Raw genomic sequence first — 22,121 nt, 5'->3', positions numbered from 1 at the left:
TGCGTGCGTCACCGATTGACCATTGATCCTCCCCCGAAGACCGCTCAATCTAGCTGACCGAGATGGCGCCTCGATCGCGGCACAGCCGTTTGGTCGCGGTGCCCACGGGAAGCCTGCCCGGCCCTCGCTCCGCCCAGGGGAGGAGACCTCGCCGCCCCGGTGGCGCCGGGGCGACCAGCGATGCGCCACCGATCGGGCGCAGGGCAGTCATGGCAGGTAGGCGGCCCGTAGGCGACGTCCGGATGGCAGGCACATGTCGGCTGATTTACCGCCGCCATCCTCTGTCGTCGGACACCCCGGGCCAGGTACCGTCACCCGAAAGGCGACGTTTACGATCTTGGCGGTCTCGGCCGGTTCACCCGGATTCCGCAGACCGCTCACCAGGGCGACGCCCGGGGCCCTGGTCGAGCGACGTTGCCGCGTCTGACGAGGGGACCGTCGCTTGCGCCACTTCGCCTTCCTCGACACGGAGACGATCGAGACCCTGTTCTACCGGCCGCCGGAGGAGATCGCCGTCGACGGGGATCGCCGGCTGCTGGCCACCGCGCTCGGTGCGACGCTGTACGCACCGGGCACGCGGCCCCAGCTGGCATCCGACGTGCGCCGGCAGACCGCGGCGGGGGCGAACTCGATGGTGCTCTGCCTCGAGGATTCGATCGCCGACACCGAGGTGGCCGCCGCCGAGGCCAACGTCGTCGCGGCGTTGCGCTCGCTCGCCGACGACCCGCCGCGCTCCGGCGACGGCATGCCGCTGCTGTTCGTCCGGGTGCGTGCCGTCGGGCAGATCCCCGACCTGATCGCGCGGCTCGGCGCGACCGGCGCCCGCTGCCTGGCGGGCTTCGTCCTGCCCAAGTTCGCCGAGGAGGGCGGCGAGGCTGCGCTGGAGGCGGTGCTGCGGGTGTCCGACATCATCGGCCGGCCGCTGTGGGCCATGCCGGTGCTCGAAAGCCCCCCGGTGATCAATCGGGAGACCCGCGTCGAGGCGCTCATGGCCGTGCGGCGACTGGTCGACAAGCACGCCGAGCAGGTGCTCGCGATCCGGCTCGGTGCCACCGACCTGTGCGGGCTGTTCGGGTTGCGCCGCGGCCGTGACCTGACGATCTACGACATCGCCGTGGTCCGCGACTGCATCGCCGACATCGTGAACATCTGCGCCCGCGGCGGTGACCACATCGTCACCGGCCCCGTGTGGGAGTACTTCGCCCAGCCGGAGCGGCTGTTCGTCAGCTCGCTGCGGGTGACCCCGTTCGCGCAGGCCGACCTGGCCGACGGCAGCCAGGAGGCGATCCGGATGCGCAGTGCACTGGTCTCGGCCGACCTCGACCGCCTGATCCGGGAGGTCGTCCTGGACCGGGCCAACGGGCTGATCGGCAAGACTGTGATCCATCCCAGCCACATCCCGGCCGTGCACGCGCTGCACGTCGTCAGCCAGGAGGAGTTCACCGACGCCGAGGCGATCCTCGCCGGGGACGCCGGCGGGGTCCGCGCGAGCAGCTACGCGAACAAGATGAACGAGCTGCGCCCGCACCGAGCCTGGGCCGAGGCGGTGCTGCGCCGGGCCAGGGCGTTCGGGGTCCTACGCGAGGGCGACACCTTCGTCGAGGTGCTCGCGGCGACCCGCGGCCACGGCCGTGCGGAGATCGCCCGATGACCACGCCCACGCCCACGACGCCGGTGCCCGCGGACCCGGGCTGGCTGTGGGCGGAGCTGGGGCTCGCCGTCGAGGTGAGCGCGGACGTGCGCGGCGGTGGCCTGGACGCGCTGGTGGGGTTGGCCCTGCGGCGCAACCCACGCCGGGCCCACCTGCTGGTCAGCCGGGTGCTCGGCAAGCACCTGCCGGTCGCGCCAGGCGCGGGCCTGGCCGCCGGGGCGGATCTCGCGGCCCAGGTCCGGGCCCTACCCGGCTTCCCCACCGGGGACGGGGCCGGCGACGAAGCCGGCGACGAAGCCCGGACAGGGCCGCTCGTCATCGGTTACTGCGAGACGGCGACGGCGCTCGGCCACGCCGTCGCCGACGGGCTGGCGGGCAGCCATTACCTGCACACCACTCGGCGGGACCTGCCCGAGGTGCCGCCGGTGCTGGAGTTCACCGAGTCGCACTCGCACGCCTCCCACCACTGGCTGGTCCCACAGGATCCGGCGATCCTGCGCGGCGGCGAGCCGATCGTGCTGGTCGACGACGAACTGTCCACCGGACGGACCGCCCTCGGCACCATCCGTATCCTGCACGCTCACGCCCCCCGCTCGCGCTACGTGGTGGCGACCCTCGTCGACGCCCGCCCGGCCGCCGCGCGCACCGCGTTCGCCGACCTCGCCGCCGAACTCGGCGTCCGGATCGACGTCGTCGCCCTGATCGCGGCCACCGTCACGGTGCCGGCCGAGATCGCCGACCGGGCGGCGAGTATCCGCGCCCGCTTCTCCGCGTCCGTGCCGTCTGCCGAGCCGCCTGCCGAGAAGTCGCCGCCTGCGGAGAAGTCCCGACCCGCTGTGATCGGCCATCCGGTTCGGTGGCTGACCGCCGACTGGCCGGCGGACCTTCCAGAAGGTGGCCGGTATGGCTGGTCACCGGCCCACCGGCGCCGGCTCGACGACGTCCTGGCGCCGGTCGCCGCCGCCGTGCGCGCGGCGCTGACTCGACCGGGCGGCTGCACACTCGTTCTGGGGACGGAGGAACTGATGTACACCCCGATGCGGATCGCGGACACGCTCGCCGCCGGCGGCTCCGGCAAGGTCCGTTACCAGTCGACGACCCGCTCGCCGGTCCATCCCGTCGACGTCGAGGGCTACGCCATCCGGGCTGCGCTCACCTTCCCGGCGCCGGACGACCCGAGCCGGGTCAGCCACGTCTACAACGTCCGTCCCGGCGCCTACGACGACATCGTCCTGATCGTCGACGCGGGCGCGGACGCAGCCTCGCCCGCCGCGGTCGCGGACCCGGCGGGGCTCGTCGCCGAGCTGCGCCGCTGCGCCCCGGTCGCCGTGCTCACCCTGCCCGCCTACCGGCCAGCCCCCCGACCCGCCGGACCGCCACCGGACGCCGCCGCCGAGCTGGACCTGCCGGAGCGGACCCTGCCGGAGCGGGCCCGATGAGCGCCTCCGGTTCCGGGCCGGCGACCCCGGTGGCCGGGCAGGCGGGCGACCGGGTGCCCGCGGGAACGATTGGCTCGGGCTCGTACGACCCGGCCGACGTGACTTTCCTGCTCACCGATCTGAGCGCCGTCGACCTCGAACGGCCCACCGAGGACCGCGAGGAGGCGATGCAGGCCGGCCGGCACTACTCCGAGGATCTGCCCGTCGAATACCAGCCCGACGCCGGCTACCTGCGTCTCTACCACCAGGCGCTGGAGCGCTCGGCCCGGCGGGTGGCGCTGGCCACGGGGGTGGTCGCCGAGCTCGTGCGGGTCTCGAAGCCCGAGCCGGTCCTGGTCTCGATCGCCCGGGCCGGGACGCCGGTCGGGATCCTGATGCGCCGCTGGTACGGCTGGCGACACGGCCTGGACACCCCACACCACGCCATTTCCGTGATCAAGGATCGCGGGATGGACATGAACGCCGTGCGCTACCTGACCGACCGGTTCGACCGCGGGGCGATGCAGTTCGTCGACGGCTGGACCGGCAAGGGGGTGATGACGCGGGTGCTCAGCGACGCGGTCGCGGGCCTCGGGCTCGACGACACCCTCGCCGTGCTCGCCGACCCGGCGCGCTGCGTGCCGCTGTACGGCACCCGCGACGACTTCCTCATCCCGAGCGCCTGCCTGAACTCCACGGTCAGCGGGCTGGTCAGCCGGACCGTCCTCAACGCCGAGCACATCGGCCCGGACGACTTCCACGGCGCGAAGTTCTACGGCGAGCTCGCGCCGCACGACCTGTCCCGGCACTTCATCTCCACGGTTGTCGCGCAGTTCGACGCGGTCGCGGACGAGGTCGCCGAGACCTGGCCGCGGCTGTGGCGGGCCGACCGGCGGCCGACCTGGGCCGGCTGGGCGGCGGTGGAGCGGATCGCCGCCGCCTACGACATCCCGGATGTGATCATGGTGAAGCCGGGGGTCGGCGAGACCACCCGGGTGCTGCTGCGCCGCGTGCCTTGGCGCATCCTCGTCGACCCGGACCGCGTCGACGAGCTGGGGCACGTCCTGGCGCTTGCCGCCGACCGCGGCGTCCCGGTCGAGGAGATGACCGACCTGCCGTTCTCGTGTGTCGGGCTGGTGCGCCCGGTCGGTGCGGCGCCGGTGTTCCACACGCCGAACGCGCGTTGGCGCCCGGACGTCCCGGATCTCCCGGATCTCCCGGATCTCCCGGGTGTTCAGGATTTCTCGGGTGCTCAGGATGTCCCAAGTGTCCCGGACATCTCGGACGCTTCGTGACGGCGGGGAGGGGCGGCCACCTGGTGGCCCTCGACCTGGACAAGACGCTGATCTTCTCCCGGCGCTCGATGCTGCTGCCGGCCGGCACCGCCGAGCCCGAGCTGGTCGAGGTCGAGCGGCTCGACGGTGCCCCGCTGTCCTTCGCGACGGCTCGGGAGCTCGCGCTGCTGGCCGAGCTGCACCGCCGGGCCGTCGTCGTCCCCGTCACCACCCGCACGCTCGCCCAGTACCGCCGGGTGGATCTCGGGATCCGGCCGCGGTACGCGATCGCGGCCAACGGCGGGCACCTGCTCGTCGACGGCGCCCCCGACCCGGCCTGGGCGGCCGGGATCGCGGCGGAGGTGGCCGCCGCCTGCGCGCCGCTGGCCGAGATGCTGGCGCTCGCCGAACAGTTCGCCGCCGGCGGCTGGGCCCGGACGGTCCGCGCCGCCGACGACCTGTTCGTCTACCTCGTCGCCCACGACCGGCCCGCCATCCCGGACCTGGCCGGCGTCACCGCGGCCGCCCGCGCGGGCGGCTGGTCGGTGTCGGCGCAGGGCCGCAAGGTGTACCTGGTGCCGACGGTGCTGACCAAACAGCGGGCCGTCGACGAGGTGGTCCGCCGGGCCGGGACGGCGACGCTGCTGGCCGCCGGCGACTCGGTCCTGGACATCCCGATGCTGCTGGCCGCCGACGCCGCCGTCCGGCCCGCCCACGGTGAGCTGCACGAACTCGGCTGGTCGGCGCCGAACGTCACCGTCACCGCCGGCGCGGGGGCGGTCGCGGGCGAACAGGTGCTGGCGGTGCTGCTGGACCGGGTGCGCGCCGACCGGCCCGATCCGACTCCCGCCGTCCCGGGATGAACCTGGGCGGCGACCGGTCTTCGTGGTAGACCGGGGACGGTGGCCAAGCACACCCCGTTTCGTCCAGGAGGAACCATGACCGATCCGGGCGTGAGCGCCACGACCGACCCGAGCGCCCCGAACAATCTGGAGGCCACGCTGGAGGGCCTGCTGTCGGTGGAGAGCTTCGGTCCACCGGCGGAGTTCACGCGACGCCGGCCCGTGGACGCCGACCGGGCCGCCGCCGCGGCGGACCCGCAGGCGTTCTGGGCCGCCGCAGCCCGCGAGCTGCTCACCTGGGACAAGCCGTTCACCCAGGTGCTCGACGACACGAACCCGCCCTTCTACACGTGGTTCGCCGACGGCGAGCTGAACCTGTCGGCCAACTGCCTGGACCGCCACGTCGAGGCCGGCCGGGGCGAGCGGGTCGCGTTCCACTGGCGCGGCGAGGAGGGCGAGCACCGCGACGTCACCTACGCCGACCTGCTCGCCGAGACCCAGCGGCTGGCGAACGGTCTGCTGTCCCTCGGCGTGCGGGCCGGGGACGTCGTCGGCATCTTCCTCCCGATGATCCCCGAGGTGGCCGCCGCGATGCTGGCCTGCGCCCGGATCGGCGCGGTCCACAACGTGGTCTTCGGCGGCTTCGCACCGTCAGCGGTCCGGGAGCGGATGGAGGTCTCCGACGCCAAGGTGCTCATCACCGTCGACGGGGCGCGGCGCAAGGGGCGCCGGTCGCCGGTCAAGGCCGCCGTCGACGTCGAGCTCGGCGACCTGCCCGCGCTGAAGCACATCGTGGTGGTCCGCGGCCCGGGGAAGAACGCCGCGCAGGTACCGATGACCGCCGGGCGCGACGTCTGGTACGACGAGCTGCTCGCCGCCGCCGACCCGGTGTGCCCGGCGGTCGGCCTGCCGGCGGAACATCCGCTGTTCATCCTGTACAGCTCCGGGTCGACGGCGAAGCCGAAGGGCATCCTGCACACCACCGCGGGCTACCTGCTCGGCGCCACCTACACCCTGCGGACGGTGTTCGACCTCGACCCGGCGACGGACGTCTACTGGTGCTCCGCGGACGTCGGTTGGATCACCGGGCATTCCTACATCGTGTACGGACCGCTGTCCAACGGCGTGACCAGCGTGATGTTCGAGGGTGCCCCGGACTATCCCGACCACGACATCTGGTGGCGGATCGTCGAGGAGTACAAGGTCACCGTCTTCTACACGGCGCCGACCGCGATCCGCACCTGCATCAAGTGGGGCGCGCAGTACCCCGCCCGCCACGACCTGTCCTCGCTGCGGGTGCTCGGCACGGTCGGCGAGCCGATCAACCCGAAGGCGTGGCTGTGGTACCACCTGGTGATCGGGGGTGGCCGCTGCCCGATCGTCGACACCTGGTGGCAGACCGAGACCGGGTCGGTGCTCATCTCGCCGCTGGCGGGAGTCACCCCGACCAAGCCGGGATCGGCGACGAGGCCGCTGCCCGGGATCAGCCCGGCGCTGCTGGACGAGGACGGCCGGCCCGTCACCGAGGGCACCGGAATCCTGGTGATCACGCAACCGTGGCCGTCGATGCTGCGCACCCTGTACAAGGACGACAAGCGCTTCGTCGAGACGTACTTCTCCCGCTTCGGCCCGAGGACGTACGTGGTCGGGGACGCGGCCCGGCTCGACGCCGACGGCTACTTCTGGATTATCGGCCGGATCGACGACGTCATCAACGTCTCCGGGCACCGCCTGTCCACCGCCGAGGTGGAGTCGGCGATCGTCGCGCACGAGGCCGTTGCCGAGGCCGCCGTCGTCGCGCAGGCCGACGAGCAGACCGGCCAGGCGATCGTCGCGTTCGTGACGTTGGCGGGTGAGCGGGTCGGCGACTCCGCCGTCGAGGCCGAGCTGCGCGAGCACGTCGCGCGGCGCATCGGCAAGCTGGCCCGGCCGCGGCGGATCGTCTGGGCCGACGATCTACCGAAGACCCGCTCCGGTAAGATCATGCGTCGGTTGCTGCGGGATGTCGCAGAAGGCCGGGAGCTCGGCGACGTCACGACTCTGCGGGATCCCGCGGTCATGTCCGCCCTTGCCGTGAAGGTGGCCGCCGCGGACGACGAGGAGTAGCAGAACCCGCTCGCCCAGGGATCGCAACCGCGGCGGATTCCGGCTGATCGCCCGGCCGGGCGGTGAGTTGTTCGGAGAACGTAACCCGCAGGTCGAACCCGGGTGCGGCCACGTCACCGGCACTCCTCTAGGCTCACGTCTTCGTGAGAGCCCTACGACGGTTCACCGTCCGTGCGCAGCTCCCCGAGCAGCTTGCTCCACTGGGGGAACTTGTCCTGAATCTTCGCTGGTCCTGGCACCCTGAGACGCTGGACCTGTTCGAGTCGGTCGACCCCGAGCTCTGGCGGGCCACCAAGGGCGACCCGGTCCGCCTGCTCGGCGAGGTCGATCACGACCGGCTCGTCGCCCTCGCCGCGGATCGCCGCTTCGTGCGTCGGCTCACCGGCGTCGCGGACGATCTCCAGGACTACCTCTCGGCCGACCTGTGGTACCAGCGTCAGCAGCTGCCGGGCGCGCCGGCGGCGATCGCGTACTTCTCGCCGGAGTTCGGCATCACCGAGGTGCTGCCGCAGTACTCCGGCGGCCTGGGCATCCTCGCCGGCGACCACCTCAAGACCGCCAGCGACCTCGGTGTGCCGATCATCGGTGTGGGGCTGCTGTACCGGGCCGGCTACTTCGTCCAGTCGCTGTCGCGCGACGGCTGGCAGCAGGAGCGCTACCCGGGCATCGACCCGCACGGGCTGCCGCTGACCCAGCTCACCGACGCCGCCGGCACCCCGGTGAAGGTGGCCGTCGGGCTGCCCGAGGGCCGCATCCTGCACGCGCAGATCTGGAAGGCGCAGGTCGGTCGGGTCCCGCTGCTGCTGCTCGACTCGGACGTCGAGGACAACCAGCCGGCCGAGCGGGGGGTGACCGACCGGCTCTACGGCGGCGGCACCGACCACCGGTTGCTGCAGGAGATGCTGCTGGGCATCGGCGGTGTGCGGGCGCTGCGGGCCTACGCGGCGGTCACCGGCACGCCCGCGCCGGAGGTCTACCACACCAACGAGGGCCACGCCGGGTTCCTCGGCCTCGAGCGGATCCGCGAGCTCGTCGAGACCGGGCTCAGCTTCGGCGAGGCGCTGGAGGCCGCCCGCGCCGGCACCCTGTTCACCACGCACACCCCGGTGCCCGCCGGCATCGACCGCTTCCCCCGCGACCTCGTCGCCCGCCACTTCGGCGGGGACAACTCCTGGCCCGGTGTGCCGGCGGAACGAATCCTGGAGCTCGGAGTCGAGTCCGACCCGAACGTGTTCAACATGGCGCACATGGGCCTGCGCCTCGCCCAGCGTTCCAACGGCGTCAGCAAGCTGCACGGCATCGTCAGCCGGGAGATGTTCGCGGACCTGTGGGCCGGGTTCGATTCCGCCGAGGTGCCGATCGGCTCGGTGACCAACGGTGTGCACGCCCCGACCTGGGTGTCGCGGGCCGTCATCGAGCTGGCCGACCGCCAGCCCGGCCCCGGGCTGCTCGCCGACGACGCGGCCGGCTTCGCCAAGATCTCCGCCCTGCCCGACGAGGTCATCTGGGCCACCCGCCGCCAGCTTCGGGAACGGCTCGTCGCCGAGGTCCGCCGCCGGGTGCGCGCCTCCTGGCTGGAGCGCGGCGCCGCCCCCGGTGAGCTCGACTGGGTCGAGTCCGTCTTCGACCCCGACGTGCTCACCATCGGCTTCGCCCGCCGGGTGCCGTCCTACAAGCGGCTCACGCTGATGCTGCGCGACTCCGACCGGCTGCGCCGGCTACTGCTGCACCCGCAGCGGCCGATCCAGATGGTGATCGCCGGCAAGGCCCACCCCGCGGACGACGGCGGCAAGCAGCTCGTCCAGCAGATCGTCCAGTTCGCCGACGACCCGGCCGTGCGCGCGCGCATCGTGTTCCTGCCCGACTACGACATCGGCATGGCGCGGTTCCTGTACTCCGGTTCGGACGTCTGGCTGAACAACCCGCTGCGCCCGCTGGAGGCGTGCGGCACGTCCGGGATGAAGGCGGCGCTCAACGGCTGCCTCAACCTGTCCATCCGGGACGGCTGGTGGGACGAGATGTTCGACGGCCAGAACGGCTGGGCGATCCCCACCGCCGACGGCGTCGAGGACCCCGACCGGCGCGACGACATCGAGTCCGCCGCCCTGTACGACCTGCTGGAGAACACCGTCGCTCCGCGGTTCTACGACCGTGACGCCGGTGACGGCCCGCCGCGGCGCTGGACGGCGATGGTCAAGCACACCCTGTCCAGCCTCGGCCCGCAGGTGCTGGCCAGCCGGATGGTGCAGGAGTACGTCGAGCGGTACTACGTGCCGGCCGGCGTCTCCGCTCGGGCCGCCGCCGCCGACAACCTGGCGGGCGCCCGGGACCTCGCCGGCTGGAAGAGCCGGGTGCGCGCCGCCTGGCCGAGGGTGCGGGTGCTCAACGTCGACTCCGCCGGGCTCGGCGACACCCCCCAGGTGGGCCAGTCGCTGGTGGTGCGGGCCACGGTCGACCTCGGCGGCCTCGCCCCCGGCGACGTCGACGTCCTCGCCTCCTTCGGGCGCATCGACCAGACCGACCGGATCCTCGCCCCGGAGGTGCTGTCGTTGCAGCTCGTCGGCGAGGGCGAGGGCGGGCACCGCTTCGAGGGCACGATCCCCCTCGGCCGCACCGGCCCGTTCGGCTACACCGTGCGGGTGCTGCCCCGCCACCACCTCACCGCCAGCGTCGCCGAGCTGGGCCTCGTCGCCAACCCGTAGCCGCCGCGGCCGCGGTGGCGGTGGCGGCAAGCCGGCGGTTGTAACCGGCGGTCGATCAGGCCGGGGGATGCGCCCGTAGCAGCAGGACGCTGCGGGCGCAGACGGGCATGACCGTGCCGGGCGGCAGCGTCCGGCGGGGGTCGGCGAGGGTCGCCGGGAAACCCGCGAGGTCCTCGTCGGCGGTGTCGAGCAGCAGGTCGTAGCGCTGCGCCCACGGCGCTGCGGGCAGGGTGACGGCCGTGTCCGCGCCGTCGGGGTGGATCACGACCAGCAGGCCCGGCACGGTCTCACCGCCGCCCGCCGTCCCTGCCGTCCCCGCGGTCCCTGCCGTCCCCGCCGCGTTCCCCGCGGCCTCGGCGCCCGCGGCGATGTGGGCGACCAGCGTGACGACCCTCGGCGCGTTCCAGTCCGCTGGGGACATCACCTGCCCGTCGGCGCGGAACCAGGTGATGTCCGCCAGCCGTCCGGGGGTCGACTCACCGCCGTGGAAGAACACCTCGCGGCGCAGCGCCGGCTCGAGGCTGCGCAGCGAGATCAGTCCGCTGACCAGGCGTAGCAGAGTGGGGTCCGGTCCGGCCGGGTCACGCCCGCCGGCCCCGATGTCGGGGCCGGTCTGGGGCGCGGAGCCCGGCCAGGCCTGCCAGGACACCGGGTTGTCCTGGCAGTAGGCGTTGTTGTTGCCGCCCTGGGACCGACCCAGCTCGTCGCCGGCGAGCAGCATCGGCACCCCGGCCGACAGCAGCAGCGTGGCCAGCAGGCCGCGGCGCACCCGGCGGCGGGTGGCGAGGATCGTCTGATCGTCGGTAGGGCCCTCTGTGCCGTAGTTCGACGAGCGGTTGTCCGATTCCCCGTCCCGGTTGCCCTCGCCGTTGGCATCGTTGTGTTTCTGCGTGTAGGAGACCAGGTCGGCCAGGGGGAAGCCGTCATGGGCGGTGACGAAGTTCACCGACGCCCACGGCCGCCGCCCCCCGTGCTCGAACAGGTCGGACGAACCCGTCACCCGATAGCCGAGGTCCGCGACCCCGCTGGTCCGGCCGTTCCACACGTCTCGGACAGTGTCGCGGAAGCGCCCGTTCCACTCCGCCCACGGTGCCGGGAACGACCCCACCTGGTAGCCGCCCCAGCCGACATCCCACGGCTCGGCGATCAGCTTCACCGACGACAGCAGCGGATCGGCGTGGATCGCCGCCAGCAGGCCGGCGGCGGGATCGAAGGCGTCGGGGTTGCGGGCGAGCGCGGTGGCGAGGTCGAAGCGGAAGCCGTCGACGCCCATCTCGTTCACCCAGTAGCGCAGGGAGTCGCAGATCAGCTTCACCACCTGCGGCGATGTCATGTTCAGGGTGTTGCCGCAACCGGTCACGTCGCGGTAGCGCCGAGGGTCGGTGGGTTCGACCCGGTAGTAGGCCGCGTTGTCCAGGCCGCGCAGGGACAGCGTCGGGCCGCGCTCGCTGCCCTCGGCGCTGTGGTTGTAGACGACGTCGAGGATCACCTCGATGCCGGCGGCGTGCAGCGTCGCCACCATCGCCTGGAACTCGCCGATCGGGTCGGCGGTCGCCGCGTAGGCGGCGTGCGGCGCGAAGAAACCCAGGGTGTTGTAACCCCAGTAGTTGATTTTCGAGCGCTCGAGCAGCGCCGGCTCGGAGACCGAGGCCTGCACCGGCAACAGCTCGAGCGCGGTGATGCCCACCCGCTGCAGGTGGTCGATCACGGCCGGATGAGCCAGCCCCGCATAGGTGCCGCGCAGCCGTGCCGGCAGGCCCGGATGGAGGCGGGTGAAGCCACGCACGTGCGCCTCGTACAGGACGGTCCGCGACCACGGGATCGCCGGCCGGTTGTCTGCCGGGTGCCGGCGCCGGCTGCGGCGCCGGGCGCCCTCCCGACGGGCCGGGCCGGCGACGACGCAACGGGGCACGAACGGGGCGGAGTCCCGCGCGTCCGGCTCGTAGCTGTAGGGATCACCGCCGCCGAATCCGTAGATCGCCGGATCCGGTCGCAGCGCCCCGGTCAGCAGCCGGGCGTACGGGTCGACCAGCAGCTTCGCCGGGTTGTAACGCTGGCCGCGGCCGGGATCGTACGGGCCGTGCGCGCGCAGGCCGTAGTGTTGCCCCGGCTCGATGCCGGGCAGGTAGCCATGCCACACTTCGCCGTCGCGTTCCGGCAGGCGGTGGCGGGTCTCCCGGCCGGCGTCGCCGAACAGGCAGAACTCCACCGCCTCCGCGCCGGGGGCGGCGACGGCGATGTTGACCCCGGCGCCGTCCCAGAGCACCCCGAGCGGGCCGGGCTGGCCCGGGAGCAGACCACCGCCCGAGCGGGGAGACACGTCGGATGTGCGGTGTTTGCCACCTGTGTCGGACACTCCGGTGAGGTTAATCGACGCCTTCGCCCCCGGTCGGCCGATCGGGCACCTCCGCTGCGCCCGGAGGCCGCCGCCCCGATCGCATGAAGATCAGCATCGGTCGGCCTATCGTGACTTCCGACCACCCACCGACCCGCACGACCCGACCCGGGCGGCCGGCGCGATCCATCCTGGTATGTCCGATGATCAGGCCGGGTCGCCGTCGACTCCGGCACGGTCTGTGGGGCCAGCCGGGTGTTGGGCGCCCGGCTTCCTCAGCGCGGGCCAAAGTCGGGAGGACCGTGGATGAGCGTCGTGCGGCTCGAGGTCGACGGCGGAATCGGCACCATCCGGTTGGATCGGCCGCCGATGAACGCGCTGGACTCCGGCGTCGCTGCCGAGCTGCGGGCGGCCGCCGTCGAGGCGACCCGCAACCCGGCGGTCCGATCGGTGGTCATCTACGGCGGCGAGAGGGTCTTCGCGGCCGGCGCGGACATCAAGCAGATGGCGCCGATGGGATACGCCGAGGCGTCGGCCTGGGTCGGTGACCTCAACTCGACCTTCGAGGTGGTGGCCCGCATCCCGAAGCCGGTGGTCGCGGCGGTCACCGGCTTCGCCCTCGGCGGCGGGCTGGAGCTCGCGCTCTGCGCCGACGTCCGGGTGTTCGCCGACAACGCGAAAGTCGGCCAGCCGGAGATCCTGCTCGGGGTGATCCCGGGGGCCGGCGGGACGCAGCGCCTGCCGCGGCTGATCGGCCCGGCGCGGGCCAAGGACCTCATCTTCAGCGGCCGGCAGGTGCGCGCCGGCGAGGCCGCCCAGATCGGGCTGGCCGACGTCGTCGTTCCCGCGGCAGAGGTGTACGAGCGGGCCCGGGAGATCGCCGGGCGGTACACGAACGGACCCGCGATGGCCCTGGCGGCGGCGAAGCAGGCCGTCGACGACGGTTCGGAGCTCGCCCTCGCCGAGGCCCTGCGCCTGGAGGCGGCTCTGTTCGCCGGGCTGTTCGCCACCGAGGACCGCCGGATCGGCATGGAGTCCTTCATCGCTCACGGCCCCGGCAAGGCCGACTTCACCGGCCGCTGACCCCTACCTCATGGCGAGGTCGGCGATCACCGGGAAGTGGTCGCTGCCGAAGTCGTGGCCGACCTGGAAGCCGGTGACCGCGAAGGCGGGCGAGGCCAGCACGTGGTCGATACGCAGCACCGGCGGCAGCAGCACCGAGCGGGCGCTCCACGTCGGTTCCCACCCGCCGCCGACGACGTCGTGCGCGTCGCGGACCCCGGCGCTGTCGAGCCTGCGCAACGGCCGGTGGTCGCGGGTGGCGTTGAAGTCGCCGGCCATGACCACCGGCAGGGTGGCGTGCTGGGCCTCGTGGCGCAGCGCGGTGAGCTGAGTGCGCCACCGGTTGGTGTACGTGCCGGACGTCGGCGAGATGGTGTGCACCGCGTACATCACGAAACGCCGGTTCTCGTCGACCTCGACGGTGGCCCGCAGCGACATCGACCCGCCGATCCTGGGGGTGGCGGCGTCGCGCAGCGGGAACCGGGAGTAGATCGCCGCGCCGAACGCGCCGGCGTCCGGGTGCACCTCCCGGTACGGGAAGCCGTTGAGTGCCCCGGAGGCGTTCACCCGGGACAGCGTCAGCGGTGAGAGTTCGACGAGGACGAGCACGTCGGGGTTGGCCGAGCGGATCTGTGCCCCGAGCCGGTCGGCGTGGGTGTTGCGGTAGAGCAGGTTCGCCGACATGATCCGGAGCCTGGCCGATCCCTGGGGCGCGTCCTCGGCGCCGCCCGGGAGCACCTCGGGGACCGCCCAGAACAGATGGACGGCGACCAGCACGACCGACAGGATCAGCAGCAGGTTGCGGCGCAGGGCGAAGGCCACGGCCAGCGTCGCGTAGGCCGGCAGGTAGAGCAGTGGGGTCACGGCGTTGATCGCCGAGTAGGGCCAGTCCAGACCGTCGTCGAGGTGGACGAGCCGGCCGAGGGCGAGCAGGGCGAGGCCGGCCGCGACCACCCAGGCGATCACCGTGATGACGGTGGAGATCGGGATGGTGGGCCGGGCCCTGGGCTCGGGGGCGGCGACCGGGATGTCGCCCGGTCCGGTGGCGGTCTTGCCGTCCGGCGCCGTGCGTCCGGACTCCTGCGCGGCTGTCACCATCCCAGAGTGCCCGGCTCGCCGGGGCGCCCGAGCGGTGGGTGACCCTCATGACCGGGCGGGGACCCCCGCCGGTGGCCCGGCGAGAGCGCCGGGCCACCGCGGCTCGACCGCGGCTCGACGGGTGCGCGGCTACGCGGCGGTGGACTGCAGTAGCGGCCGGACCTGCTCGCGCCACTCCCGAACCGCGACGGTCGGGTGCTCGCCGAGGGCCCCGTCGAGCTCGGCCAGTTTTTTCACGATCCGCTGCGAGGAGACCTGCCCGGCGACGGAGACCGCCTCGTAGGCCGCTTCCAGGGCGCCCTCCAGCTCCGGCGCCGGCCGGCGCAGGCGGGACAGCGCGAGGTCGGCCTCGGCGTAACTGCGGGTGCGGGCGCGGGCCGCCCCCTGCAGCGCACGCGCCTGCACCAGCCTGTCCTCCGCCTCCCGGGACCGGCCCAGCAGCAGCAGGCAGTGACCGCGGCACTCGGCGGCGTCGCCGGCGTTGTAGTGGCCGGCCCAGGGCGGCCCGTCGCCGTCGTCGCGGGCGATGGCCGCGTCCATCTGGTCCAGGACACGCCGGCATCCGGCCTCGTCGCCGTTGCGCGCCAGCGCCCAGGCGTTCTTGTCGTACAGCATGGCCTGCACCGCGCTGGTGGAGTGCTTCACCGAGCGGCGCAGCGCGGCCCGGGCCAGCGCCAGACTCTGGCGCGCATGGCCGAGCTGGGCGGCCTGGTCGCTCATGCCGGTCAGCACCCGTCCGGCAAGCATGGCGTCGCCTGCGTGCTCGGCGAGGCTGAGGGCCTGGATGTAGTAGCGCTGGGCGAGTGCCTCGCGATTGCTGTCCTGGGCGAGCCAACCGCAGAACTGGGTCAGCTCCGCCAGGGCGCTGAACAGGTCCGGGTTCGGGTGGTTGTCGCGGGCGGCCCGGGTCTGGTCGTGCAGGAAGCCGACCGCCTGGGGGCGGATCTCGCTGCTGCCGAACTTGGCGTCCAGTTTGCGGAAGGTGGCGGTCACGTCGCGGATCAGCGCGCCGCCGCCCGCGACCGGCGGCGCCACCCCGACGATCCGGTCGACGACGCCGGTGAGGCTGGAGAGCACCGGATCTGCGAAGGCGGACGCGATGAAGGCAGATCCGTCCTGCAGGAGGTCACGTCGCCGCATGTCTCGTCCCGATAGTCCGGCAAGGGTGCGCAGGGTCTCGACGGGCGCGTTCGCTCCGCACAACCCCAGGTCGTCGTTGCGGTAGGACTCCCCGCGCCAGCCGAGGTCGGTCGGCAGGACGGGGTAGCCAAGGGCGGCTGACATCTCGGCGGCCGCCAGCTCGGCGACCATCGGGTCGCGCGGGCGCATCCCCCGGCGCCAGTGACCGACAGTCGTCCTGGCGAGGCCCAGCTCGATCTGGCGCTGCTGGCGGGCACGGGCGTTCACCTGATGGGCGAACCTGGTGTCTGATACCCCGGCTTCGCCCAGCAGACGCGCGAAGGGGTTGGCGAGTGCGGAATTGTCGGACGGCGTATTCGACATCTGTCCCCCGTCGAAGTTAGGTCGACCTAAGGTGCGGTGGCTCGGCCGTGCGCACCGCCTGGGGCAGAAAGTAGTGGACCGGTCACTGTCAAGGGAAGAGGGTGTGCACAACCCGGCGCAATTGCACGCCTGTCCGGGACCGATGCCTCTGGCTCTTCGCCGATGGGAGGGGATGGCTCCCGGTCAGGGCCGCGGAGTGCGGATGGCCAGTCACCTGCACATCCACCTGCATGGAACTTATGCGCGTGCATATCGGACTCGTCGGACAAATACTCCGGAAAGTGATGTCCATCGGGGGAGGGCTTGCCCCGCTCTGTACGGAACTGGCCGGGCGTGATGCGCACGCCGCGGGGTATGGCTGTAGCGGGGCGCACGGACTAGTCTCGGTGACGGCGTGTAGTCGCTACCCGTCCTGATCCGGCTGTCCAGGTCAGGGGCACAGTGCGGTCCGCGTCACGCCGCCGATCATCGGGCGTGTGAGCGCCCCAGATGCGACGATGTCAAGAGCACTGACATCGGATGTTGGCTACGGAGGCCCCAAGGCGTGAACATCGTCGTTACCGTCAAGCAGGTTCCCGATACCTGGGCGGAGAAGAAGCTCGACGCCGCGGACAAGACCGTCGACCGCAAGAGCGTCGACAACGTCATGAACGAGATGGACGAGTACGGGGTCGAAGAGGCCCTGAAGATCAAGGAAGCGCACGGGGGTGAGGTCACCGTCGTGACGATGGGGCCCGCCAAGGCGGTCGAGACGATCCGCAAGGCCCTGTCGATGGGTGCGGACAAGGCCGTTCACCTCACGGACGACTCGCTGCACGGGTCGGACGCGCTGGCGACCTCCGCGGCGCTCGCGAAGGTGATCTCGACGCTGTCTCCGGACATCGTCATCACCTCCTCCGAGGCGTCGGACGCCCGTGGCGGCGTCATCGGTGCGCTGCTGGCGGAGCGCCTTGGGCTGCCTCAGCTCACCCAGGCCCGCAAGGTCACGGTGGACCCGGGCGCGAGCAAGGTGACGATCGAGCGGCTGGCCGACAACGGCTACGCCCTCGTCGAGGCGAGCCTGCCGGTCGTGGTCGGCGTCGTCGAAAAGATCAACCAGCCGCGTTATCCCTCGTTCAAGGGCATCATGGCGGCCAAGAAGAAGCCGCTGACGACGCTGTCCGCCGCCGACGCCGGGCTCGACGGCGCCGCGGTCGGCCTCGCGGGCGCCGCTTCGGCGGTCGTCACGTCCGAGTCCGCCCCGCCGCGTTCGAGCGGGACGATCGTCAAGGACGAGGGCGACGGCGGAACGAAGGTCGCGGAGTTCCTCGCCGCGCAGAAGCTCATCTGAGGGGTTTGTTCGATGGCTGAAGTTCTCGTACTCGTCGAGCACGCCGACGGTGAACCCAAGAAGGTCACCGCCGAGCTGCTGACGCTCGCCCGCACGCTCGGCGAGCCGTCCGCGGTGTTCCTCGGTGCCCCGGGCACCTACGCGAAGGCCAAGGAGTACCTCGCCCAGTACGGCGCCGCCAAGGTGTATGTCGCGGAGTCGGACGACATCGCGAGCTACATCGGCGGACCGGTGGCGGAGGTGCTGGCCAAGCTGGTTGCCGAGGCGTCGCCCGTGGCCGTGCTGGTCGCGGCCACCGCGGACTCCCGTGAGGTCGCGGCCCGGGTCGCCGCCAAGACCGAGTCCGGCCTGATCTGGGACGCCACCGCGCTGTCCGCGGATCTGGTCGCCACCCAGGGGATCTTCGGCGGTTCGACGATCGTCACCTCGAAGGTCACCAAGGGCGTGCCGGTGGTCGTCGTCCGGCCGAACTCCACGGCTCCCGAGGCCGCGCCGTCGACGCCGGCCGAGCAGATCGTGGACGTCGTGATCTCCGAGGCCGCCAAGGGCGCGAAGATCGTCGACCGGGTGGTCGAGGCCAAGTCCGGCCGGCCGGACCTGACTGAGGCTCAGGTCGTCGTCTCCGGTGGTCGTGGTCTCGGTGCCGCGGAGCACTTCACGCTGGTGGAGAAGCTGGCCGACACCCTCGGCGCGGCCGTCGGCGCTTCGCGTGCCGCGACCGACGCCGGCTGGTACCCGCACCAGAACCAGGTCGGCCAGACCGGCAAGACGGTGTCGCCGCAGCTTTACATCGCGGTCGGCATCTCCGGTGCCATCCAGCACCGGGCTGGGATGCAGACGTCCAAGACGATCGTCGCCGTCAACAAGGACCCCGAGGCGCCGATCTTCGAGTTCGCGGACTACGGGCTGGTCGGCGACCTTTTCAACGTCGTCCCGCAGCTCACCGAGGCGATCGAGAAGCGCAAGGCTGGCTGATCGGTTTCCCGGACCGGCACGGCCGGGTCTCCACCCGTCCTCGACGAGGCTGGAGCCCGGCCGTTGTTGTTCCCTCTTCCTCCACCCGGCAGGTGGAGGGTTCGGGTCGAGTGGAGGGATCGCGCCAGGTGGAGGGATCGGGCCTCGTAACCGGGGACCTCGGTGCCGGGCCCGCGCTCGCCGTGGACATCGGCGGTACCAAGATCGCAGCAGCAGTCGTCGACGCGGACGGCACCATCCGCGCCACCGCCCGCCGCCCCGTGCCTGCTCACCGTCCGCCCGAGGCCCCGCCGGGCGGGCGCGAGCCGGGTGAGGGCGGGCCCGCCGAGGAGGTCTTCGGCGCGCTACGGGACTGCGTCGGCGAAGCGCTCGCGTCCGTCGGGATCGCGGCGGATGCGATCAGCGGGGTCGGCTGCGGGTGTGCAGGCCCCATGGAATGGCCGGCGGGCGCGGTGTCGCCGCTGAACATCCCGTCCTGGCGGGCGTTCCCGCTGCGCGCCCGGCTGCGGGAGCTGTTCCCCGGGCGGCCCGTACTGGTCCACAACGACGGCGTCGCACTCGCCGCCGGTGAGCACTGGGCCGGAGCGGGGCGCGGCGTGCGCAACCTGCTCGCGGTGACCGTCTCGACCGGTGTCGGCGGCGGGCTTGTGCTGGGCGACCGGCTGTTCCACGGCACCTCCGGCAACGCCGGGCACATCGGCCACCTCGTCGTGGACGTCGACGGACCGGACTGCCCGTGCGGCGGGCGCGGCTGCGTCGAGGCCCTGGCCTCCGGTCCGCGGACGGTGCACCGGGCGCGGGCGGCCGGTTGGGCTCCCGCCGCCGGCCAGCCGGCTGACGGCCACACCCTCGCCGCCGCGGCCGCGGCCGGTGACGAGATCGCCCGCCGGGAGCTTGCCCGGGCCGGAACCGCCGTCGGCGCGGGCCTCGCCGCCAGCGCCAGCCTGCTGGACCTGGAGGTGGCTGTGGTGGCCGGCGGATTCGCACAGTCCGGCCCGATCTTCTGGGATGCCCTGCTCGCCGGCTTCGGGCGCCATGCCGGCCTGGCCTTCATCCGGCGGCTGCGCATCGAGCGCAGCGACGACCCGGGCCGGATCGCGCTGCGGGGCGCCGCCGCTTTCGTACTGGCGCCGCATCGCTACGGCTGGCCCGACTGACCCGCCGCCCGTACCTCGGCTGGGATCCGTCAGCCGGTGAAGCCTCCGTCCGCGGCCAGCACGGAACCGGTTATCCCGCCTGCCGCGGGTGAGCAGAGGAAGGCGACCGCAGCGGCGACCTCCTCGGGTCGCAGCAGGCGGCGCAGGTAGGCATGGTCGGCGAACTCCCCGGGGTCGGGCAGGTCGTAGATCCTGGCCGACTCGGCCAACATCGTGGTGTCCATCGAACCGGGGCAGACGACGTTCGCCGTCACCGCCGTCCCGGCGAGGTCCGCGGCGAGGCTGCGCACGAGCCCGACGACGCCGTGCTTGCTGGCGGAGTAGGCGGCCAGGCGGGCCAGCGGTCGGGTCCCCGCCGCGGAGGAAACCGCGACGAACCGGCCGGCGGGGGCCTCGAGCAGCGCCGGAACCGTCGCCCGGATGACGTGGAACACACCCGTGAGGTTCACGCCGAGCAGCGTCTGCCAGGAGTCGTCGTCGGTCTGCCAGATCGGGGGCCCGCCGGCGATGATGCCGGCGGCGGCGACGGCCGCGTCGAGCTGGCCGTAGCGCTCGACGGCGACGGCGACGGCCGCGTCGACGTCGGCCTGCCGGCGGACGTCCGCGCGGACCGCGACCGCGTCGCGGCAGCGGGCGGCGACCGCGTCGAGATCCCGTCCGGTCGCGTAGGGGTAGCCCTCCGTCGGCGGCTCCGGCGCCGCCAGATCGGCGAGGACGAGTCGGTAACCGGCGGCGTCGAGGGCGTCGGCGACCGCGGCACCGAGGCCGCGGGCCGCCCCGGTGATCAGCGCGACGGGTGCCGACGACGAGGCCGCGCCGCCATTGCCGCGCGTCATGCGGACCGGTCCATGGACCGGTCCGCGGGGGGTGTGATGCCCTGGCGCCGCGCCCAGTTCAACAACCGCTTGACGGCGTCGTCGACGTAGGCGTCGAGCAGGCGGGCGCCCTCGGCCGCCGACGCGCCCGCCGGATCTCCCAGCACTCCGGTGGGGCTGAGCGCGGCGACGCCCTGGGCGACGAGCTCGTCGAGCGACGGGCTGGGGCCGGCCGCCGCCAGGTCCAGCCGCACCAGGTCCGGCGCCAGGTGCAGCAGCAGCGAAGTCTCCGTGCGACCTGCGTGCAGGTCGCGGTCCGCCGCCGGGATGCCCGCGGTCCGGGTCAGGGCCGTGGTCGGGGCCCACAGATGCACCGGGCGACCCTCGCTGGCCAGGATCCGCCGCGCCGACATCAGGGCGGCGGCGTTCCCGCCGTGCCCGTTGACCACCATGACGGCGCGGGCCGTGTCATCGGCCGAGCGGACGAGCTCGACGATCACCTGCTCGAGCACCTGTGTGCCCAGGGAGACCGTGCCGGGGAACCCGGCGTGCTCGCCACTGGCCCCATACGGCATGGCCGGCCCGAGGAGCACGGGGTCCAGGCGGTCGGCGAGACCGCGGGCGACGGCGGACGCGACCCGGGTGTCGGTGTCGAGCGGGAGGTGCGGTCCGTGCTGCTCGGTACTGCCCAGCGGTAGCACGAGTAGAGGGCGATCGTTCATGAGCTCCCGCCAGGTGGCCCGGCCGAGCATCGACACCGTGTTCCTCCTCCGCCAGACCCGCGGCCGTCCCGCCCTGCAGATCCGCCCCCTGGCCCTACTCGGCCAGGGCTGGCTGCCGACGAGATTCGGGCGATCGAGACATGGCACCCGCATCGAATTCCATCCCAGCATGCGGGGTCACTCAGGGGCGACCGGTGCGCTGGGGCTCGGCATCGGGACGCGACCGGAACGCTGTCTCGGCGCGTCTCGTGGCATCCGACGCGCCGGCCGGCTCCAGGGTGTTCCGACCGGGCTGGGGGACCCATCGCCGCCGAGCGGCCCGGTCCCGCCAGCGGCCGGAGTACCGATCGACGTCGATCTGCGCGACCAGGTTTGGGCTGTGGCGATGCGGGAACCACCTACTCCAGGACCAGCCGGCGGTGAGAGCCGGCAGGCTGGGAACCTGGTCGGGGCGTGATGCGTTGACCAGGGCAGACGGGATCAGACCGGCGGGCGGCGTCAGTTGGCGCGGCTCCGCAGGCCAGGAACCGTTCCGGCCTCTGCGTCAGAGGCGAGGGCTAGCACACCGTCATCGGCGGTGTCAGAAAGTTATGCCCCTGGGTTCGCCCACGGTGGCTCTCCTCGTGTATAGTTCTCCTTCGTCGCCCAATGAGCTCTGCAAAGAGCTTGATGTCGCGCAGGACCAATCTCCTCCGAGGGGGCACCGACCCCCCGAGGGAACGGGCCGCGGACGGTGCGATAAGGTGTGAAAGTGGCAATCGCCGGCAGCTCGGTGGAAATCATCGAAAGCCGGAGCGATTTGACACCAACTAGCCAAAGCTCGTAACCTAGAAACATCGCTCGAGCCAATCACCGCAAGGCAGATTGTCTAGGGTGCGCTGCAAAATGTACTACCTGTTCGAAAAGGGTCATCTCGCTCAAAACGAAGCGATTTGACACCGAACGAAGAGGCCGGTAAGTTAAAGAAGCACCAGAGCGAAGCCCGAAAGGGCAAAAAGCTGGTAGCGCCTGCTCCTTGAGAACTCAACAGCGTGCCGATTGTCAGTGCCAATTGTTTTACCTCGTTCATGGCCTGGCTGGTTGTTCTTCCTGCTCTGGTTTTCCGGGGTGTGGGGGATGGCTGGTGATGGT

15 protein-coding genes are annotated in these 22,121 nt (G+C 72.4%); 10 read left to right on the top strand and 5 right to left on the bottom strand.

Annotation, left to right across the window (positions count from 1 at the left end; translation table 11 throughout):
* Nucleotides 1-442 precede the first annotated feature (442 nt).
* The 6 genes from NBZ85_RS02240 to glgP all read left to right on the top strand — a co-directional run bounded on the left by NBZ85_RS02240 (nucleotide 443) and on the right by glgP (nucleotide 9,993).
* Entirely contained in the window at nucleotides 443-1,651 is a 1,209-nt protein-coding gene (locus NBZ85_RS02240) for an HpcH/HpaI aldolase/citrate lyase family protein (protein WP_261553795.1), read from the top strand.
* Nucleotides 1,648-3,090, top strand: coding sequence for a phosphoribosyltransferase family protein (locus NBZ85_RS02235; RefSeq protein ID WP_261553796.1), 1,443 nt, complete (start codon nucleotides 1,648-1,650; stop codon nucleotides 3,088-3,090). Before NBZ85_RS02240 ends, NBZ85_RS02235 begins: the two co-directional genes overlap by 4 nt.
* Entirely contained in the window at nucleotides 3,087-4,364 is a 1,278-nt protein-coding gene (locus NBZ85_RS02230) for a cysteine protease StiP family protein (RefSeq protein WP_261561437.1), read from the top strand. The genes NBZ85_RS02235 and NBZ85_RS02230 overlap by 4 nt, the downstream gene beginning before the upstream one ends.
* Nucleotides 4,361-5,206 (top strand): sucrose-6-phosphate hydrolase, encoded by an 846-nt coding sequence (locus tag NBZ85_RS02225; RefSeq protein WP_261553798.1) that lies wholly within the window; start codon nucleotides 4,361-4,363, stop codon nucleotides 5,204-5,206. The genes NBZ85_RS02230 and NBZ85_RS02225 overlap by 4 nt, the downstream gene beginning before the upstream one ends.
* Before the next feature lie 75 nt (nucleotides 5,207-5,281).
* Nucleotides 5,282-7,291: an acetate--CoA ligase gene (gene acs, locus NBZ85_RS02220; RefSeq protein ID WP_261553799.1), complete on the top strand. Its 2,010-nt coding sequence runs from the start codon at nucleotides 5,282-5,284 to the stop codon at nucleotides 7,289-7,291.
* 143 nt (nucleotides 7,292-7,434) lie between these two features.
* The gene (gene glgP, locus NBZ85_RS02215) at nucleotides 7,435-9,993 is read left to right on the top strand and encodes an alpha-glucan family phosphorylase (RefSeq protein ID WP_261553800.1); all 2,559 of its coding nucleotides are present in this window, start codon (nucleotides 7,435-7,437) and stop codon (nucleotides 9,991-9,993) included.
* 55 nt (nucleotides 9,994-10,048) lie between these two features.
* On the opposite strand, the gene glgX is transcribed toward glgP, so the two are convergent.
* On the bottom strand, nucleotides 10,049-12,313 hold the full coding sequence (glgX, locus tag NBZ85_RS02210; protein ID WP_261553801.1) for a glycogen debranching protein GlgX: 2,265 nt from the start codon (nucleotides 12,311-12,313) through the stop codon (nucleotides 10,049-10,051).
* Between the two features lie 321 nt (nucleotides 12,314-12,634).
* Between glgX and NBZ85_RS02205 the strand changes: the two genes are divergently transcribed.
* Nucleotides 12,635-13,411, top strand: a complete 777-nt coding sequence (locus tag NBZ85_RS02205; RefSeq protein WP_261553802.1) for an enoyl-CoA hydratase/isomerase family protein — start codon at nucleotides 12,635-12,637, stop codon at nucleotides 13,409-13,411.
* A 3-nt stretch (nucleotides 13,412-13,414) separates the two neighbouring features.
* Here NBZ85_RS02205 and NBZ85_RS02200 read toward each other — a convergent pair whose 3' ends face one another.
* On the bottom strand, nucleotides 13,415-14,488 hold the full coding sequence (locus NBZ85_RS02200) for an endonuclease/exonuclease/phosphatase family protein (RefSeq protein WP_261553803.1): 1,074 nt from the start codon (nucleotides 14,486-14,488) through the stop codon (nucleotides 13,415-13,417).
* 129 nt (nucleotides 14,489-14,617) lie between these two features.
* The gene (locus NBZ85_RS02195) at nucleotides 14,618-15,991 is read right to left on the bottom strand and encodes an NsdA family TPR-like regulatory protein (RefSeq protein WP_261553804.1); all 1,374 of its coding nucleotides are present in this window, start codon (nucleotides 15,989-15,991) and stop codon (nucleotides 14,618-14,620) included.
* 544 nt (nucleotides 15,992-16,535) lie between these two features.
* On the opposite strand from NBZ85_RS02195, the gene NBZ85_RS02190 reads away from it, so the two are divergent.
* The 3 genes from NBZ85_RS02190 (at nucleotide 16,536) to NBZ85_RS02180 (ending at nucleotide 19,453) form a co-directional block, all read left to right on the top strand.
* Nucleotides 16,536-17,321: an electron transfer flavoprotein subunit beta/FixA family protein gene (locus NBZ85_RS02190; protein WP_261553805.1), complete on the top strand. Its 786-nt coding sequence runs from the start codon at nucleotides 16,536-16,538 to the stop codon at nucleotides 17,319-17,321.
* A gap of 12 nt (nucleotides 17,322-17,333) precedes the next feature.
* Nucleotides 17,334-18,296, top strand: coding sequence for an electron transfer flavoprotein subunit alpha/FixB family protein (locus NBZ85_RS02185; protein WP_261553806.1), 963 nt, complete (start codon nucleotides 17,334-17,336; stop codon nucleotides 18,294-18,296).
* A 128-nt stretch (nucleotides 18,297-18,424) separates the two neighbouring features.
* The gene (locus NBZ85_RS02180) at nucleotides 18,425-19,453 is read left to right on the top strand and encodes an ROK family protein (RefSeq protein WP_261553807.1); all 1,029 of its coding nucleotides are present in this window, start codon (nucleotides 18,425-18,427) and stop codon (nucleotides 19,451-19,453) included.
* A gap of 29 nt (nucleotides 19,454-19,482) precedes the next feature.
* On the opposite strand, the gene NBZ85_RS02175 is transcribed toward NBZ85_RS02180, so the two are convergent.
* Both NBZ85_RS02175 and mftE read right to left on the bottom strand, forming a co-directional pair.
* Nucleotides 19,483-20,289, bottom strand: coding sequence for a mycofactocin-coupled SDR family oxidoreductase (locus tag NBZ85_RS02175; RefSeq protein WP_261553808.1), 807 nt, complete (start codon nucleotides 20,287-20,289; stop codon nucleotides 19,483-19,485).
* On the bottom strand, nucleotides 20,286-21,020 hold the full coding sequence (mftE, locus tag NBZ85_RS02170) for a mycofactocin biosynthesis peptidyl-dipeptidase MftE (RefSeq protein WP_261553811.1): 735 nt from the start codon (nucleotides 21,018-21,020) through the stop codon (nucleotides 20,286-20,288). Before mftE ends, NBZ85_RS02175 begins: the two co-directional genes overlap by 4 nt.
* Between the last annotated feature and the right edge of the window lie 1,101 nt (nucleotides 21,021-22,121).

This window comes from Frankia tisae (genome assembly GCF_025403405.1).
Classification (GTDB): domain Bacteria; phylum Actinomycetota; class Actinomycetes; order Frankiales; family Frankiaceae; genus Frankia; species Frankia tisai.
The sequence above is the reverse complement of the archived record's forward strand: the minus strand, read 5'-3'. Positions and strand labels throughout refer to the sequence as shown.

Coding starts and splice junctions, on each gene's coding strand:
- NBZ85_RS02235 (WP_261553796.1), top strand. CDS start 1,648: ATGACCACGCCCACGCCCACGACGCCGGTGCCCGCGGACCCGGGCTGG.
- NBZ85_RS02230 (WP_261561437.1), top strand. CDS start 3,087: ATGAGCGCCTCCGGTTCCGGGCCGGCGACCCCGGTGGCCGGGCAGGCG.
- acs (WP_261553799.1), top strand. CDS start 5,282: ATGACCGATCCGGGCGTGAGCGCCACGACCGACCCGAGCGCCCCGAAC.
- NBZ85_RS02205 (WP_261553802.1), top strand. CDS start 12,635: ATGAGCGTCGTGCGGCTCGAGGTCGACGGCGGAATCGGCACCATCCGG.
- NBZ85_RS02200 (WP_261553803.1), bottom strand. CDS start 14,488: ATGGTGACAGCCGCGCAGGAGTCCGGACGCACGGCGCCGGACGGCAAG.
- NBZ85_RS02195 (WP_261553804.1), bottom strand. CDS start 15,991: ATGTCGAATACGCCGTCCGACAATTCCGCACTCGCCAACCCCTTCGCG.
- NBZ85_RS02185 (WP_261553806.1), top strand. CDS start 17,334: ATGGCTGAAGTTCTCGTACTCGTCGAGCACGCCGACGGTGAACCCAAG.
- NBZ85_RS02175 (WP_261553808.1), bottom strand. CDS start 20,289: ATGACGCGCGGCAATGGCGGCGCGGCCTCGTCGTCGGCACCCGTCGCG.
- mftE (WP_261553811.1), bottom strand. CDS start 21,020: ATGCTCGGCCGGGCCACCTGGCGGGAGCTCATGAACGATCGCCCTCTA.